15 protein-coding genes are annotated in these 14,561 nt (G+C 59.5%); 6 read left to right on the top strand and 9 right to left on the bottom strand.

Annotation, left to right across the window (positions count from 1 at the left end; translation table 11 throughout):
- Both ACIQWP_RS02190 and pcaF read left to right on the top strand, forming a co-directional pair.
- Nucleotides 1-771: a CoA-transferase subunit beta gene (locus ACIQWP_RS02190; protein WP_402781667.1), complete on the top strand. Its 771-nt coding sequence runs from the start codon at nt 1-3 to the stop codon at nt 769-771.
- Nucleotides 771-1,976, top strand: coding sequence for a 3-oxoadipyl-CoA thiolase (gene pcaF, locus ACIQWP_RS02185; RefSeq protein WP_402781664.1), 1,206 nt, complete (start codon nt 771-773; stop codon nt 1,974-1,976). Before ACIQWP_RS02190 ends, pcaF begins: the two co-directional genes overlap by 1 nt.
- A 189-nt stretch (nt 1,977-2,165) precedes the next feature.
- Here pcaF and ACIQWP_RS02180 read toward each other — a convergent pair whose 3' ends face one another.
- Entirely contained in the window at nt 2,166-2,414 is a 249-nt protein-coding gene (locus tag ACIQWP_RS02180; protein WP_402781661.1) for a hypothetical protein, read from the bottom strand.
- Between the two features lie 41 nt (nt 2,415-2,455).
- On the opposite strand from ACIQWP_RS02180, the gene ACIQWP_RS02175 reads away from it, so the two are divergent.
- The 3 genes from ACIQWP_RS02175 (at nt 2,456) to ACIQWP_RS02165 (ending at nt 4,609) form a co-directional block, all read left to right on the top strand.
- A complete protein-coding gene (locus ACIQWP_RS02175; protein ID WP_402781658.1) occupies nt 2,456-3,031 on the top strand; it encodes a cation:proton antiporter in 576 nt (191 codons plus the stop codon).
- Nucleotides 3,032-3,064: 33 nt separating this feature from the next.
- Nucleotides 3,065-3,286, top strand: a complete 222-nt coding sequence (locus ACIQWP_RS02170; RefSeq protein WP_402781655.1) for a universal stress protein — start codon at nt 3,065-3,067, stop codon at nt 3,284-3,286.
- A 120-nt stretch (nt 3,287-3,406) separates the two neighbouring features.
- The gene (locus ACIQWP_RS02165) at nt 3,407-4,609 is read left to right on the top strand and encodes an MFS transporter (RefSeq protein ID WP_402781652.1); all 1,203 of its coding nucleotides are present in this window, start codon (nt 3,407-3,409) and stop codon (nt 4,607-4,609) included.
- A gap of 42 nt (nt 4,610-4,651) precedes the next feature.
- Here the strand turns inward: ACIQWP_RS02165 and ACIQWP_RS02160 are convergent, their stop codons facing one another.
- Nucleotides 4,652-5,038: an ester cyclase gene (locus tag ACIQWP_RS02160; protein WP_402781649.1), complete on the bottom strand. Its 387-nt coding sequence runs from the start codon at nt 5,036-5,038 to the stop codon at nt 4,652-4,654.
- 34 nt (nt 5,039-5,072) lie between these two features.
- Nucleotides 5,073-7,064 carry a putative bifunctional diguanylate cyclase/phosphodiesterase gene (locus ACIQWP_RS02155; RefSeq protein WP_402781646.1) on the bottom strand — a complete coding sequence of 664 codons (1,992 nt, stop codon included), beginning with the start codon at nt 7,062-7,064 and terminating at the stop codon, nt 5,073-5,075.
- Between the two features lie 205 nt (nt 7,065-7,269).
- Here ACIQWP_RS02155 and ACIQWP_RS02150 point away from each other — a divergent pair, with 205 nt between their 5' ends.
- On the top strand, nt 7,270-8,301 hold the full coding sequence (locus tag ACIQWP_RS02150) for a class I SAM-dependent methyltransferase (protein WP_402781643.1): 1,032 nt from the start codon (nt 7,270-7,272) through the stop codon (nt 8,299-8,301).
- 23 nt (nt 8,302-8,324) lie between these two features.
- Here the strand turns inward: ACIQWP_RS02150 and ACIQWP_RS02145 are convergent, their stop codons facing one another.
- The 6 genes from ACIQWP_RS02145 to ACIQWP_RS02120 all read right to left on the bottom strand — a co-directional run bounded on the left by ACIQWP_RS02145 (nt 8,325) and on the right by ACIQWP_RS02120 (nt 14,276).
- The gene (locus ACIQWP_RS02145) at nt 8,325-8,945 is read right to left on the bottom strand and encodes a DedA family protein (RefSeq protein WP_402781640.1); all 621 of its coding nucleotides are present in this window, start codon (nt 8,943-8,945) and stop codon (nt 8,325-8,327) included.
- The gene (locus tag ACIQWP_RS02140; RefSeq protein ID WP_402781637.1) at nt 8,942-9,532 is read right to left on the bottom strand and encodes a class I SAM-dependent methyltransferase; all 591 of its coding nucleotides are present in this window, start codon (nt 9,530-9,532) and stop codon (nt 8,942-8,944) included. Before ACIQWP_RS02140 ends, ACIQWP_RS02145 begins: the two co-directional genes overlap by 4 nt.
- A gap of 99 nt (nt 9,533-9,631) precedes the next feature.
- Nucleotides 9,632-10,987, bottom strand: a complete 1,356-nt coding sequence (locus ACIQWP_RS02135) for a sensor histidine kinase (protein ID WP_402781634.1) — start codon at nt 10,985-10,987, stop codon at nt 9,632-9,634.
- Entirely contained in the window at nt 10,984-11,658 is a 675-nt protein-coding gene (locus ACIQWP_RS02130) for a response regulator transcription factor (RefSeq protein ID WP_402781631.1), read from the bottom strand. The genes ACIQWP_RS02135 and ACIQWP_RS02130 overlap by 4 nt, the downstream gene beginning before the upstream one ends.
- 358 nt (nt 11,659-12,016) lie before the next feature.
- The gene (locus ACIQWP_RS02125; protein WP_402781628.1) at nt 12,017-12,259 is read right to left on the bottom strand and encodes a DUF1127 domain-containing protein; all 243 of its coding nucleotides are present in this window, start codon (nt 12,257-12,259) and stop codon (nt 12,017-12,019) included.
- Nucleotides 12,260-12,716: 457 nt separating this feature from the next.
- Nucleotides 12,717-14,276: a DUF4070 domain-containing protein gene (locus tag ACIQWP_RS02120; protein ID WP_402781625.1), complete on the bottom strand. Its 1,560-nt coding sequence runs from the start codon at nt 14,274-14,276 to the stop codon at nt 12,717-12,719.
- Between the last annotated feature and the right edge of the window lie 285 nt (nt 14,277-14,561).

Below are 14,561 nucleotides of genomic sequence, written 5' to 3'. Positions count from 1 at the left end.
ATGAACGATTTTACGCCTACCGAAATGATGACCATTGCCGCCGCGCGGGCGCTGACCAATGACGATGTCTGCTTCGTCGGCATCGGCGCGCCATCAGCCGCCTGCAATGTTGCGCGGCTGACCCATGCGCCCGATATCACCCTGATCTATGAAAGCGGCACCGTCGGCACCAAGCCGGATGTACTGCCGCTGTCGATCGGTGATGGCGAGCTTTGCGATACCGCACTTTTCACCGTCGCAGTCCCCGAAATGTTTCGCTACTGGCTGCAGGGCGGCCACATCACGACGGGCTTCCTCGGCGGCGCGCAGATCGACAAGTTTGCCAATCTGAACACGACAGTCGTCGGCCCCTATGACCATCCGAAGGTCCGTCTGCCCGGCGGCGGTGGGGCGCCCGAAATCGCCAGCAATTGCGGCCAGATCTTCATCACCATGGCGCTCTCCAATCGCGGCTTTGTCGAAAAGCTGCCCTTCATCACATCGATGGGCCATGGCGAAGGCGGCAATCACCGCGAGCGCCTGGGCATGAAGACGAAGGGGCCGACTCGCATTATTACCGATCTCTGCATTCTGGAGCCTGATCCGGTGACCAAGGAATTGACCGTCGTGTCGATCCACAAGGGTGTTACCCGAGAGAAGATATCGGAGAATTGCGGCTGGGCGATCAAGTTTGCCGACGAGGTGATCGAGACGCCGCCGCCAACCGAGACCGAACTTTCCGTCCTGCGCGACATCAACGCGCGAACCAAGAAAGCCCATGAGGCAGCCTGATGACCGAAGCTTTTATCTGCGACTACATCCGAACCCCGATCGGCCGCTTTGGCGGATCGCTCTCCTCCGTCCGCGCCGATGATCTCGGGGCCGTGCCGCTGAAGGCTCTGATCGAGCGCAACAGCTCGGTCGACTGGGAAGCCGTCGACGACGTGATCTACGGCTGCGCCAACCAGGCCGGCGAGGACAATCGCAACGTCGCGCGCATGGCAAGCCTGTTGGCCAGCTTGCCGATTTCAGTGCCAGGCACAACGATCAACCGCCTTTGCGGCTCGGGCATGGATGCCGTCATTGCAGCCGCCCGCGCCATCCGCGCCGGCGAAGCCGAACTGATGATCGCCGGCGGCGTGGAAAGCATGTCGCGCGCGCCCTTCGTCATTCCCAAGGCCGAAAGCGCCTTTTCGCGCAACGCCGAGATCTATGACACCACCATCGGCTGGCGCTTCATCAACCCGCTGATGAAAAAGCAATATGGCGTCGATTCCATGCCGGAAACCGGCGAAAACGTCGCCGAAGATTATAAGGTCAGCCGCGAAGACCAGGACGCCTTTGCCGTCCGCTCGCAGGCAAAGGCCGCTGCAGCGCAGGAAAACGGCCGTCTTGCCAAGGAGATCACGCCGGTCACGATCCCGCAGCGCAAGGGCGATCCGATCGTCGTCGGCAAGGACGAGCATCCGCGCGCCACGACGGTTGAAACGCTCGCCAAGCTCGGCACGCCCTTCAAGAAGGAGGGCGGCACGGTCACCGCCGGCAATGCGTCCGGCGTCAATGATGGCGCAGCAGGCCTGATCATCGCGTCGGAAGCCGCCGCCAAGAAATACGGCCTGACCCCGATTGCCCGCATCCTCGGCGGAGCCGCCGCCGGCGTTCCCCCGCGTATCATGGGCATCGGCCCCGTTCCGGCCTCGCGCAAGCTGATGGCGCGGCTCGGCATGCGGCAGGAGCAGTTCGACGTCATCGAACTCAACGAGGCCTTCGCATCGCAGGGACTTGCCGTGCTGCGCGAACTCGGCATCGCGGATGACGACACCCGCGTCAATCGCAACGGCGGCGCGATCGCGCTTGGCCATCCACTCGGCATGTCCGGCGCGCGCATCACCGGTACCGCTGCCCTGGAACTGCAGGAAACCGGCGGCCGCTATTCGCTGTCGACCATGTGCATCGGCGTCGGCCAGGGAATTGCCATCGCGCTCGAACGCGTCTGATCGGTCCGATCAACCATAGCCCGCCGCCGTGTGAGCGGCGGGCTATCTTTGTCGCCGCGCCCGCACGACAAACTAAATAAGGCGGCAATCACCGATGTAGTCGGGAACGGCAAAGGCTCCGGCGCGTTTTCCTGCTGCTCAGCGGGATCGATCCATGCCGTCACGCCAGAATTCTTAAAAACATTTCGGTCAAGCGCCCTCGTCATTCTCATTGCCCTCATCCTGTCGCTGTCGATTGCGCAAGCCGCCTTCGCCGCCGAGGGGCAAAGGGCCAGCCACCCTTCCGAAGGGTTGTTTCTGGTCCAGATCGTTCTGCTTGTCGTATTGGGCAGGTTGCTCGGCGAATTGATGGTGCGCATCGGCCAGCCATCGATCATGGGCCAGATCATCGCCGGCATCATTCTCGGCCCATCCCTTCTGGGGCTGGCCTTTCCGCATGTGCAGGCCAGTCTCTTTTCATCGAACAACGCCCAGAGAGCATGGCCGATGCGGTCGGCCAACTCGGCATCGTCTTTCTCCTGTTGCTCGCCAGCATGGAAACCGATCTGGGCCTGGCAAAACGTCTGCGCAAATCGGCGGCCGGCGTCTCGTTGACGGGCATCGTCATTCCGTTTGCCGCCGGCTTTGCGCTTGGCGAACTTATTCCGGACGCCTTGCTTCCCGATCCCGAAAGACGGCTGGTCACATCGCTCTTCCTTGGAACCGCGCTTTCCATCTCTTCGGTAAAGATCGTCGCCACCGTCGTGCGCGAGATGGACTTCATGCGCCGGAACATCGGTCAGTTGATCGTTGCCTCGGCGATCATCGACGATACTGTGGGATGGGTCATCATCGCGATAACCTTTGGCCTGGCCGGAAAGGGGCACGGTCGACCTCACAACGCTGGCGACCAGCGTTATCGGCACGGAGCGTTCCATCCTGGCGGCCGAATTCGGGCTCGCGATCGCCAAGGCGGCTGGAGCCCATTGTGCGCTCCTGTTGATCGTGGAGCCTCGGCAGGTGAGAGCCATCCCGCGCATCAGCGATCGCGGCAACGACCGTATGGACGTTCTTAAAAAAAGGTCGGTGCGATTGCTGACTATTACGGCGTGGACGTCGAAGAAGTGGTGCAGGAGGGACCGTCGCCGGAACTATCGATCCTGCGCCATGCGCGCAGCGGCAAATATAATCTGATCGTGCTTGGGATCAGCAAGCGGGCAAGCGGCGATCTCTCCTACGGCAGCGTAGCCGATACGCTGCTGCAGACGGTGGACAGATCCTGCATTTTCATCGAGACCGACCTAGCCGCCTCGCAGGCAATTCGTGAATAGATCCGTCCGTCGGACTTTGGACCGATCAAGAGAATCAATCAAAGGATCAACGCTATTCATTTCTCCAATGCTGTCCCCCAAGCCATACTGACGGGCAGTATGATTTGACCGAGCGCGCCGATGTCCGAACTTGCTCTTTCGCGTGACCAGGAACAAGCCGATACGCGGGAAGGATGGAAAGTCGTCGCCGCCACGCATGTGCTGACGGCCGTGACCTTCGGAGCCGCCTATTCCTTCTCCGCCACCTTGCCGGGGCTTGCCGCGGAATTCAGCGCCTCTCGCGGCGAGATCGCCCTCGTCTTCTCCATTTCCGCATTCCTCTTCTATTCCCTTGGCGCAGTTGCCGGGCCGCTCGCCGACAGATGGTCGCCACGCAACCTGAACCTTCTCGGGCTCGCGGCCATGATCCTCGGCTATATCGGCGCCAGTCGCGCAGGCTCTCTCTTGTCGCTTTACATCTGGTACGGCTTCGGCGTCGGGTTTGGGATCGGGCTGTCCTACGTCCCGGCGATTGGCGCCGTTCAATCCTGGTTTGTCCGCAAACGAAGCCTGGCATCGGGCATCGCGACGGCGGGAATCGGCCTTGGTACCCTGATTCTGCCCTTTGCCGTCGGTCAAGCTCTGCCATCGATCGGCTGGCGGGGATGCTTCATCGCGCTTGCATGCGCCGTTGCGGGTTTTGGATTGCCCGCGGCAATGCTCATCCGAAAGAGGCGCGACAATAGCAATGCATCCCCGCACCGCGAGCGCACCGATACAAGCGCTCCCGCAATATGGCGGGACAGCCGGTTCTACCTTTTCTATCTCGTGCTTATTCTGTCGTCGTTTTGCACCTTTATCCCTTATGTCCATATCGTTGCGGCGGCCCAGGACCTCGGTCTTTCCATTCAGGACGGAACCACACTTGTTGGTCTTATCGGCGTCGGCAATATCGTCGGCCGCTTTTTCCTGGCCGGTCTTGGCGATCGTCTCGGGCGCCGCCGGCTGCTGGCATCGCTGACATTCGCAGTCGCCGCGTCCTTTGCCCTGTGGGCATCGGCATCAGGCATGATCCAGCTGGGATTGTTCGCACTGACGTTTGGCATGAGCTATGGCGGCTGCGTCGGTCTTTACCCCGCTGTCGCGGCCGATCTGTTCGGCACGCGCAATATCGGCGCGGCGATCGGCTACCTCTATACGGCGGTGGGTATCGCAGCCTTGATCGGCCCGACGGCCGCAGGCTCCATTTTCGACCATACCGGCAGCTATTCCGGCCCCATCATCGCAAGCGGCCTGGCCGCGCTCCTAGCGGGTTTCATGGCGCTGCGCCTTGGACAGAAATAGCCGGATTGCCGGCGGTGAATTGCGAAACGGAAACGTCGTCACTTACAGCTGGTCTGCGATCGCCGTCTTGTCAATGACAGACCAGACATTCCGAATGCGCCCGTCCAGAAATTCGTAGAAGACATTTTCCACAAACCGCACCCTTCTGCCGTTCACCGCCATGTCGAACAGCACTCCAGTCGGCGTACAATCAAATTGCAGACGGCTTGCGATGCGCGGCGGTTCGCAGAGCAGCAGCGCAATATCGAAATGGAGATCCGGAATGGCGCGAAAGTCGCCTTCGAGCATTTCCAGATAGCCTGACAGCCCAATATGAGCGCCGTTATGATGCACGTCTTCATGGACAAATTTGCCCAGATTCGACCAATCCTGGCCGTTCAGGCAGGCAATATAGCCTCTGTAGATCCCGGACAGGTCGACGCTTGCCATTCTCATTGCCTTCGGCCCGGTAAGGGCCGGCTGCTCACGCCGACGCCTGCAGGCGGAGGCGACCCCCATGCATCATGGTGATCGGATGCTTGAGCGGCGGGGCCGGACGGCCGATATGGTATCCCTGAACGGCGTCGATGCCAAAGGATTTGACCAGATCAAGCTGCTCCCCGTCCTCCACGCCCTCGACCAGGATGCGATGGCCGCGATTGCGCACCAGACCGATGATGTCCTCGAGAAGGATCTTCGCACCGTCATTGTTTGCGGCATCATGCAGGAAGGATTTGTCGATCTTGACGGTTTCGAACTCCATCAATCGAAGCCATGACAGACCGGCAAAGCCTGTGCCGAAATCATCCAGCCAAAATTTGATGCCGAGCTTTTTCAGATCCTGAATACTGTCGAGGACATCGGGGCGGATCTCCATATCGACGCCCTCGGTGATCTCGAAGGCCACCCTGTGACCCGAAACGCCCGTTTCAGCCAGAATGGCGGCTACCTGCGCCGCGAACCCCGGCGCCCGCAGCTGGATGGGGGAGACGTTGATGCTGACCGTGTCGACGATGTCGCGGGTGAGCAGGTCGCAGCAAGCTCTTCTGATCGCCCAATAGCCGAGCTCCATGATGGCGCCGGTACGCTCCGCTATCGGGATAAACACCGCCGGAGAAGAATTTGACCCATCGAGCAATTGCAGGCGCATCAGGGCTTCGTAGGCGCCGATCTCTCCCGTGTGAAGATATTGGATCGGTTGATAGACCAGGGAGACGAGGTTCTGCTGGATGGCGATCTTCAGAATGGCCGCGATATTTTCGCTCGCATCGCCGCCGGGCAATTCGTTCGGATCGAATATCCTTGCGCAATTGCGGCCGCTGGCCTTTGCGGAATACAGAGCGCGGTCGGCTTCGTTGATCACATTCTCCAGCTTCGCGCCGGCGACATCTCTTGTAACGGTCGCTCCGACGCTGACGGTGACATGCCGGAAACCGTCGAGACGCTGGGCATGGACGATATCAAGCGCTTCGATCCCCTGACAAATGGCTTCCGCCAAGGCGAGCGCATCCGAGCTGCACTCCAGATCGAGGATGACGATGAACTCCTCGCCACCGTAGCGTCCAACCGTCGCCCCCAAGGGAGCGACGATATTCGACAAGGCATTGGCAACCGTCACAAGGCAATGATCGCCCTCCTGATGGCCGTAGTAGTCATTATACTTCTTAAAGAAATCGACATCGACCAACAGAATGGCGAATGGTGCGTTCTTCTCTCGCCATCGATCCCAAAACTGCTTCAGCCTTATATCCGCAGCTCTTCTATTTTCCATTCCGGTGAGGGAATCGGTAATGGAAAGCCGCAGAAGCGCCTCGCCACGCTCGGTCGCCTGGCGCTGCTGCAACTCCGCTTCTCTGGCATTGAGAAAAACGTTAAAACGCTCCTTGTTCAATTTCCAGTTCACATAGGACGTGAACACGAAGCAGCAGAGATAAAAGGTCGCGAAGGCCAGGCAATAGGCGGGGCTGTAGTGAAACTCCGTAAGCGACAGCAGGAAGGAAGCCAAGATCAGCCCTGACGAGACAATTGCCAGGCCGAACTCAAGACTGAAGAAAAGGTTAACGCCCATCATGAAGATGGCACCAAAGGCGGCATAGTAGGAGAATGCCTCGGCATTGGTTGTCTGCAGCGCGGGCACCAGCCACACGACATAACCAAGGACAACGGCGGCAGCACATGTCGCCTCAAGCTCGCCGGCGCGACGCTGGCGCGAAAACTGGATTTCCAGGATCAGAAGCGACAGGCCGCCGATCAGAAAACGGGCGGGGATCGTCACCGGCGAGACGTCGGGAATGAAGACCAGATCGGTGATCAGGAAAAGGACATAAACGGGTACGGCAAGCCACAGACCGCTGCGAGCCAAGGCACGCCGCGCATCGTTGCTATAGGCTTTGTAGAGCACGCGCAGTTCGTCCGGGCGTTCAGTCCTGCGAGCCTCGCTCCGACCAAGATCGCTTCTTCCCGACAATCGACGCATGCTCACCATCACCCGAGTTAGCCGAGACTTCATGTCCACCGCGTTACCTTTGCGTCACTCGACTGAACAAATCACTCGCTTCACCAAGGCGGCTAATTTGATCCGTTTGATAACGACAGCGTTGCCGCAGCGACATTAACAAAACCATAGCGCTCAATTTTTATATGAGATATGGTTTGCATAGTGTTCACGGAATGATTTAAAATTGAAACAATTTCAGACCGCTCTCGATGGCTTCAGCCTGGTTACCGCCCAGTCCATCTCGGAACATACGAGATCGTCCGGTAACAACCTTGCAACTGATCAAATCAAGGAGGGCGAGGCCGAACTCGCCCTCATTCTCTCCCTCACACAGCAGGCGTTCGAAGCAAACGCACCCGTTCAAGGTACGATGAAAGCCTTGACGGAGCGTCTGCAGACCCTGAAGAACAAGACGACACCCCTGACCTGGGCTCATCTGGCCTCGGTTGCGCAGGGTCATCCCGTGTCGTCCTTTCTACTGCAGGACCCTCTGACGCGATGGTCGTTTGAAAAGCCGCGCGGCTACAGTGGAGATGCCTATCTGCTGGATTTCATTTATGAACATCCGGCTGTTGCGGCACAGGTGAAAGAGGCTTCGGCGCTTGGCGCGGAAGTTTACGATTTCACCCGGCGCGCAGCATCCGCCGTCGCCGTGCGCGAAAGGCGCGAGATCCTGGCAGCGCATGTCGATGCGGTGGCGGAGAACAAGGATGACGCCGAGATCCTGGCGATCGCGGCTGGTCATCTTCGCGAAGCGGAGCGCTCCCAAGCTCTGCAGAGCGGCAGGCTCAAGCGCTGGGTCGCACTCGACCAGGACCCGGTCAGCGTCGGGACTGTGAGCTCGGCCTTCCACGGAAGCTGCATCGAAGCGATCAACGGCTCCGTTCGCACCATTTTGGGGCGTGCGCAGAAGCTCGGCACGTTCGACCTCATCTATGCAGCCGGCCTTTACGACTATCTGGCGGAAAGCGTAGCCGTGCGGTTGACAGAGCGCTGCCTGCAGATGCTGAAGCCCGGCGGCAAGTTCCTGCTCGCGAACTTCGCAAAGGATATCGGTGTCGAAGGCTACATGGAAACCTTCATGAATTGGCCGTTGATCTGGCGTACTGACGAGGATGTCCAGTCGATCATCGACAAGGTCAAGCACCCGATCTCCGATGTCTCCGTCACGCGCGGCGAGAATGGCGGCGTCATATACGCTGTTCTGACCGTATAGTTAACGGCATGTGACATGACCGGCTAAGCCGCGGTACGGCTTAGCCGGCAAAGTCGGGACAGGGCAAGTAGCGGAAGATTAACCAAGACGATTGCGACGATGGCGGCAGGTACCGCTGTATCCGGCGCAACTATCTGCTTGCGCAGCAAGTAGCCCGATACTAGAAACGGCGCATTCCACATCACTGCGCCGCAGTATGTTGCAACGGCAAAGCCTGGCGCCGGTACGGCAAGCACGCCTGCCGGAAATGCCATATAGGCCCTGACGACCGGCACAAGCTGGCCGAAGAACATGACCCATATCGGGTTATGACGATAGTTGCGCTTCAGGCGCAAATACCATTCCTCTTTGATATGCAGACGCCTGCTCATTTTCTGCGCGAAGGCATCGCCGCGTGCAGACCCCAACCATCGACCCGCTCCATACCAAAACAACGATCCGACCGTTGAACCGGCGGCCGTGATGGCAATCACGGCGGGCAGATCGCCTGGATTGGCGGCACCCAACAAGCCGAGCATCAGGAACATGCCGGCTGAAGGTATGATGGGGACAAGCTTCTCCATCGCAGAACATATCGCAAGACCGAGCAGCCCCCATGCGGCCAGATCAGGCACGATATCCAAGAGGTAAGAAGAACCATTCATTCGGCGATAACCGGACAATGACGTGGCCGGCGCCGGACGATCTTATAGACCCTTGCAGGCGGGAAGTTGCGCAGCACCTGGCCATGCAGCGTTGCCTTGAAGCCGAACCGGTCGAGCAGGCGGAGCGGCACCGGGCAGCGGATGCCATAGGTGAACTGGTAGAGCGCGCCGCCTTCATGCAGCCTTGAGGAGATCCCAGTCAGAATGGCTACCACTGTCTTCGGCGACATATTCAGCAATGGCAATCCGCTGATCGCGCAGCTGAACAACAGCCCTTCGGGCAGGGTTTGAGAGCCAAGTCGCGCGGCATCGGCGCAGATAACGCGGGCATCGGGAAACCGCTGTCGAAGCAGGCTGGCAAAGCCGTGAGCGGACTCAATCAGTGTGATATCGCTTTCGCATATGCCGCGCGCAAGCAAGGCTTGCGTGAAGACGCCCGTGCCGGGACCGAGTTCCAGAACCGGCCCGGCCGAGGGATCAACCTCGCTCGTCATGAGATTGGCTAGCATTGTGCCGGAAGGAGCTACCGCTCCAACCATGCGCGGATTGGTCAACAGCGTTCGCAGAAATAGTGAGGTGCTTGACATGTTCCCGCCAGTAGGGCCTGAAAGATTCGCCTGTGCGACAGGCTTTTCCTTAAGGAGAACCGATTGCGAGAACATTGCACCGGGAAGCCGGTCTATTGCCTATCCGACCGCCGGGAAGCTCAATCTGAAAGCTGCCCCGCCGGTCGGTCCATCCAAGACGCAGACGCCGCCGCCATGAAGCCTGGCAATTTCCTGAACGAGGTTGAGACCAAGACCGAAGCCTTTGCCATGTCCTGGGAGACGATGAAACGGCTCGAAGATGCGAGCCTGCTCCTCCTGCGGGATGCCGCTGCCTTCGTCGGTTACCGTGATACCGCTGGCACGGCCGACATGGACCGTTATTCTGCCGCTGCGGCCACCGTGCTGGATCGCATTCTGCACAAGATTGGTAACGGCTCGCTCGATGGCGAGCCGGTCGCCGAGGACCTCCACCACCTCCTCATCCCTATTGAAACAAGGCTCATAATTTGCAGCGATCGCAAGCGGTGCCAACTCCGAAACGACCTGCTGCGCGACCTCGACAAGATTGACCGGCACCGGTTCGAACCGATGATTGAGACGCTGAAGATCGAGGAACTGCTCGGCAAGGGTCGCAAGGCGAACCGTATCCTCGAAGAGCCGTTCCTTCAAAGGACCAGCCGGCAGACTATCGAGACGCGCCTGCAAGATCGCGACCGGGGTCCGCCACTCATGGGCAAGATGAGAAAAGAGACGCTTCTGCCGCTCGTAGCCCTCGTCCAGCCGGCTCAGCGCCTCGTTGATGGCTTCGACAAGCGGCAGAATCTCGCGCGGAACATCTTCGACCGGCAGCCGCGTACCCTGCCGATTGATGTCGATCTGCCCGGCGCGGGCAACGGCTGAATCGAGCGAGGAGAAAGCGCGGCGAACCACGAGTGGCGCGGCAATCACCGTTGCGACCGCCGTCACGATGAGCAACGGCAGAAGGGCGCTGAAGAACACGATGCCCATCGCACCGAGGATACGAATCGTCGATACGCTGCCGTCCACGCCCGTCAGGACCTGCACCTCGCCGGCCGGAGACGATACCCATTGCAGCCGGGCGGCGGGCACGACGCTTCCGCCGAGATTGCTGCCGAAGCGGGCCTGCCCGATGCCGTCGAGCGCGCCGCCGATTACCGCATAGGCCGGCGGCACGCTTCCATCTCTTATCGTGTTACCGCCGCGATCCCGCGCGACGAACCAAAGGCCCGGCAAGTTGCCGCGCCGCGCCGCAAGCGCGGGTGTCTCCTTCAGCACAAGGGCACCCGTCTGATCCCGCCCGACGGACTGGGAGATGGCGTCGATGGTCTCGTCTTCCGGCTGAAGCGAGATAAAACTGCCGGTCGCCCAGAGGGCGACGACGATGAGCACTGCAAGCAGCGACAGAAAAATCGCCTGCAGGAAAGACAGGCGCGAGACGAGGCGCCATCGCAAGGAAGGCTGGCTTTTGCTCATGATATCCGTCTCATCAGATAGCCGATGCCGCGAACCGGGTGAATTTCCAGGCCGGAGCCGACCGAGGCGAGCTTGCGGCGAAGGCGGGAGATATGCGCATCCAGCGTGTTGGACTGGATATCGTCGGCAAACCCATAAACGGCCTCTTCCAGTGCATGACGCGGCACCGTGCGGCCGAGCCGGCGCGCAAGCGCCTCGAAGACCAGCACTTCTCGACGCGGCAGCTCAAGCCTTTCGCCTTCGATCAGGATATCATGGCAGCCGAAGTCATAAGAGAGCCTGCCGAAGTTCACCACCTCGGTCCGCACATCGCCGGGGCGGCGCATGATGGCGCGCAATCGCGCCAGAAGCTCCTCCATGGCGAAAGGCTTGACGAGGTAATCATCGGCGCCAGTGTCGAGGCCACCAATACGGTCGTCGAGTTCGCCGCGCGCCGTCAAGACGATAACCGGCGTACCGACACCGGCAGCCCGCAGCTTCGGAACGATCGACAGGCCGTCTCCGTCCGGGACCTGACGGTCGAGAAGGATGACATCGTAAGGGAGGTTGATTGCCGCCTCCTCGGCATCGGCCAGCAGCGACACGTGGTCGACAATGGCATCGCGAGCCCGTAACGCAACGCTCAGCGCCGCGGCCATTTCCGGCTCGTCTTCAAGCAACAAGATCCGCAATGAACCATCCCCACAAATGGAACAACGTCGTTGCATAGGCGGATTGCGGGAAGATTGCGACCCTCTTCGGACGCGGTTCGATCATTTATGGGAAGAACTCGGATCGCGGGACATTCTGCGCAGAACGCGCTGAATGAGATCGTCAGCTGCAACGGTGTTGCAGGGGAGAACGCATCGCCTTCTCCCCTGCTGCGCCCCTCGCGGGACATTCCATCGGTAAGCATGAGCTGACTAATTCGGTCGGCCCGATCCGCCAGCAGCTTCCCTTTCCGGTCTTGCTTCCTGCCACAGAACCATGCTCGAGCCAAAATGGAGCGAGAATGATATGCAGCCGGGCCTTAGCTTGCACCGCTTCCATTCAGCTGTAGCTGCGCAGATGCGGAGGCATGTAGCTGGGATGCCCCAAAGGGTCTTCCCGTTCGGGCAGACCGATATCCCGAAGCTGGTAGTTCGACAGTTCGGACACCAGCTTGCGCGTCTGGCGTTGCCTCCAGACGACGAACATCAAGGCGCGCGCCGTCCTCCAGGCACCGAATTTCAGGCACAGTTCATCGACCGTTGCTGTTAAGCTATCAGCAACTAAAAATTGTGAGTTCGTCATTGTTTTTCCTGGCGCAATCACGCAACCAGGTCCTCTTGAAGCTCGACTGGCATCAGGAGCTGACGCATGGAACATGCGTCGGTTTATTCCATCAGCAAGTCACAATGTGTTTATGGGAAAAACGCCTAAGTGGCGGCATTCAAAGCTATTTCTGGCTTTAAATAGCTGCTCGTCGTGTAGCTGGCATGGCACATACCAAACCAGTAACGAGCATTCCGCTAGAGGCGTAGGTAAACATGTGTGTATGTTGCATATCACGCCTCCTGTGTTCGATTTGCGGATGAGCGAATAATACGCGAGATCTGGAAATCGGCAAGCCCACAATTTCGAATTGTAGATTTGCAGCCTTCTGTGTTGCCACATGGCAACAGTCCGTAGCTCGTATCCTCGATGCGAAAAACGCGCGTCGAAAACCGGAAGCACATATCCGAACCGGCTTTCCAGGCCGCCAATCAGGTCAGAACGAATTGACGATACCGCCGCCCGTGCGCATTTGCTGAACCATGATATGGGCGTGATAATGCATGGCACACTTGATGGCGTAGATCTGCAGCACCACCGGGGAACGCCGATGTCGCAGGAGATTGAAAAGCCGCGCGCGATAGGTGGCGCGCAAATCCGCCTCCTTCACCCGGCGCATCAACCGAATGAAAATCCCGACCGCTTCGAACGCCCATGTGGCGTTGAGCGCCAGCAAACGCAACGGGTGGCGACGCAGGTGGCGTAAGCGGGTACTTTCCGGTTCGATACGGGCATCGATGTAGAGCGCATCCAGCCGATCGAAATAGGCGGCCGGCTGATGCAGATCGCTGAGAACGGAAAGATATCCGTCCCGCAACGTTTCGCGCGAGAGATTGAGCGGAATGACATTGGTGCCATAGGCCGGCGGATCGTCGTGATCGAGCCTGCCTTCCTTGGCGAGGCGCGTGTATAGCGGCGTCTTCGGGATCGCCGCCAGCATGCCGATCATGGCGTTGACGATGCGCGCATCCTTGATGAAGACACGCTGCGCCTCGAAGATGGTCGCATCGTCGCTGTCGAAGCCCAGGATCATGCCGCACCAGACTTCCATGCCGGTCTGCTGGATCGCGTGGATCTTGTCCAGCATCGTCCCGCCCTTGCGCAGGTTCTGCAGCTTCTTGGTTTCGCGCAGCGCCTCCTCGTTCGGCGTCTCGATACCGACGAAGACGGTACGGATGTTGGCGTCGACCATCAGCTGCATCAGTTCCGGGTCATCAGCCAGGTCGATCGATGCCTCCGTCAGGAACGTCATCGGATAATGATGGCGCTCCTGCCAGGCGACGACATCGCGCAGGACTTCCTTGATCGCCTTCTTGTTGCCGATCAGGTTATCGTCGACGATGAAGGCCGTATCCATTCCGGATGCGAGCAGGGCCTCCATCTCGGCGACGACCTGGACACTGGTCTTGATGCGCGGCTTGCGGCCGAAGACCACGATGATATCGCAGAAATCGCAGGTGAAGGGACAGCCGCGCGAGAACTGGATGCTGCCGACGGCATACTCGTCCATCTTCAGGAGGTCGAAGCGCGGCACGGGCACCGTGCTCATATCCGTCCTGTCGGATTGTTCATAGCGCCGCGCGTGCTGCCCCTCCTGCCATTCGAGCAGAAATCTGGGCCAGGTCTCCTCTGCCTCGCCGATGAAAGAGACATCGACGAGATTGCCGAAATAGTCCTCCTTGACCGTCACCCAAGGTCCGCCGACGACGGTGAAACAGTTGCGCCGTTTGAGCTCGGTCAGGATTTCCGTCATTCGGAAGCGCTGAACGATCATGCCCGTCAGCGCCACGATATCGGCCCTCTCGCACAGGCCGTAATCTATCGGCTCGATATTCTCATCCACCAGCGTGATGGTATGTTCAGCCGGCGTCAGTGCCGCCAGCAAGGGCAGGCAGGCCACCGGCAGATTGGCCTTGACATCGAACAGGGGCAGAGCGTGCTCCATGCCCCAGTAGGAGGTTTCGAAACGCGGATTGATGATGACGATATGAGCCATTGAATATGCCGCTCCATGACGTGAAGATCTGGTTCGGTATGCTTTATGCCTGTATGTCATTTTCAGCCGCTTGCGCTCGCCTTACGGCTGCGAAGCAGGGTCTTACAGCATCGAGGCGGTTGTCTTAGCAGCCCTAAATGAGCTCAAGATTAAATCCGCGACGCCAGGATGCCGGCAGCCTTGCGGCGCGATGTCCGTGGATCGGCATCCTCATATTTGCAGAATGGCACAGATATCTGACGGGACCATTGCGTCCCGGCGATCCTGTCGCCAGACTCTCGAAAG

This window comes from Rhizobium sp. NPDC090279, from assembly GCF_044769665.1.
GTDB lineage: Bacteria > Pseudomonadota > Alphaproteobacteria > Rhizobiales > Rhizobiaceae > Rhizobium.
Note: the sequence above shows the minus strand (reverse complement) of the source record. Positions and strands in the feature narration are given on the sequence as shown.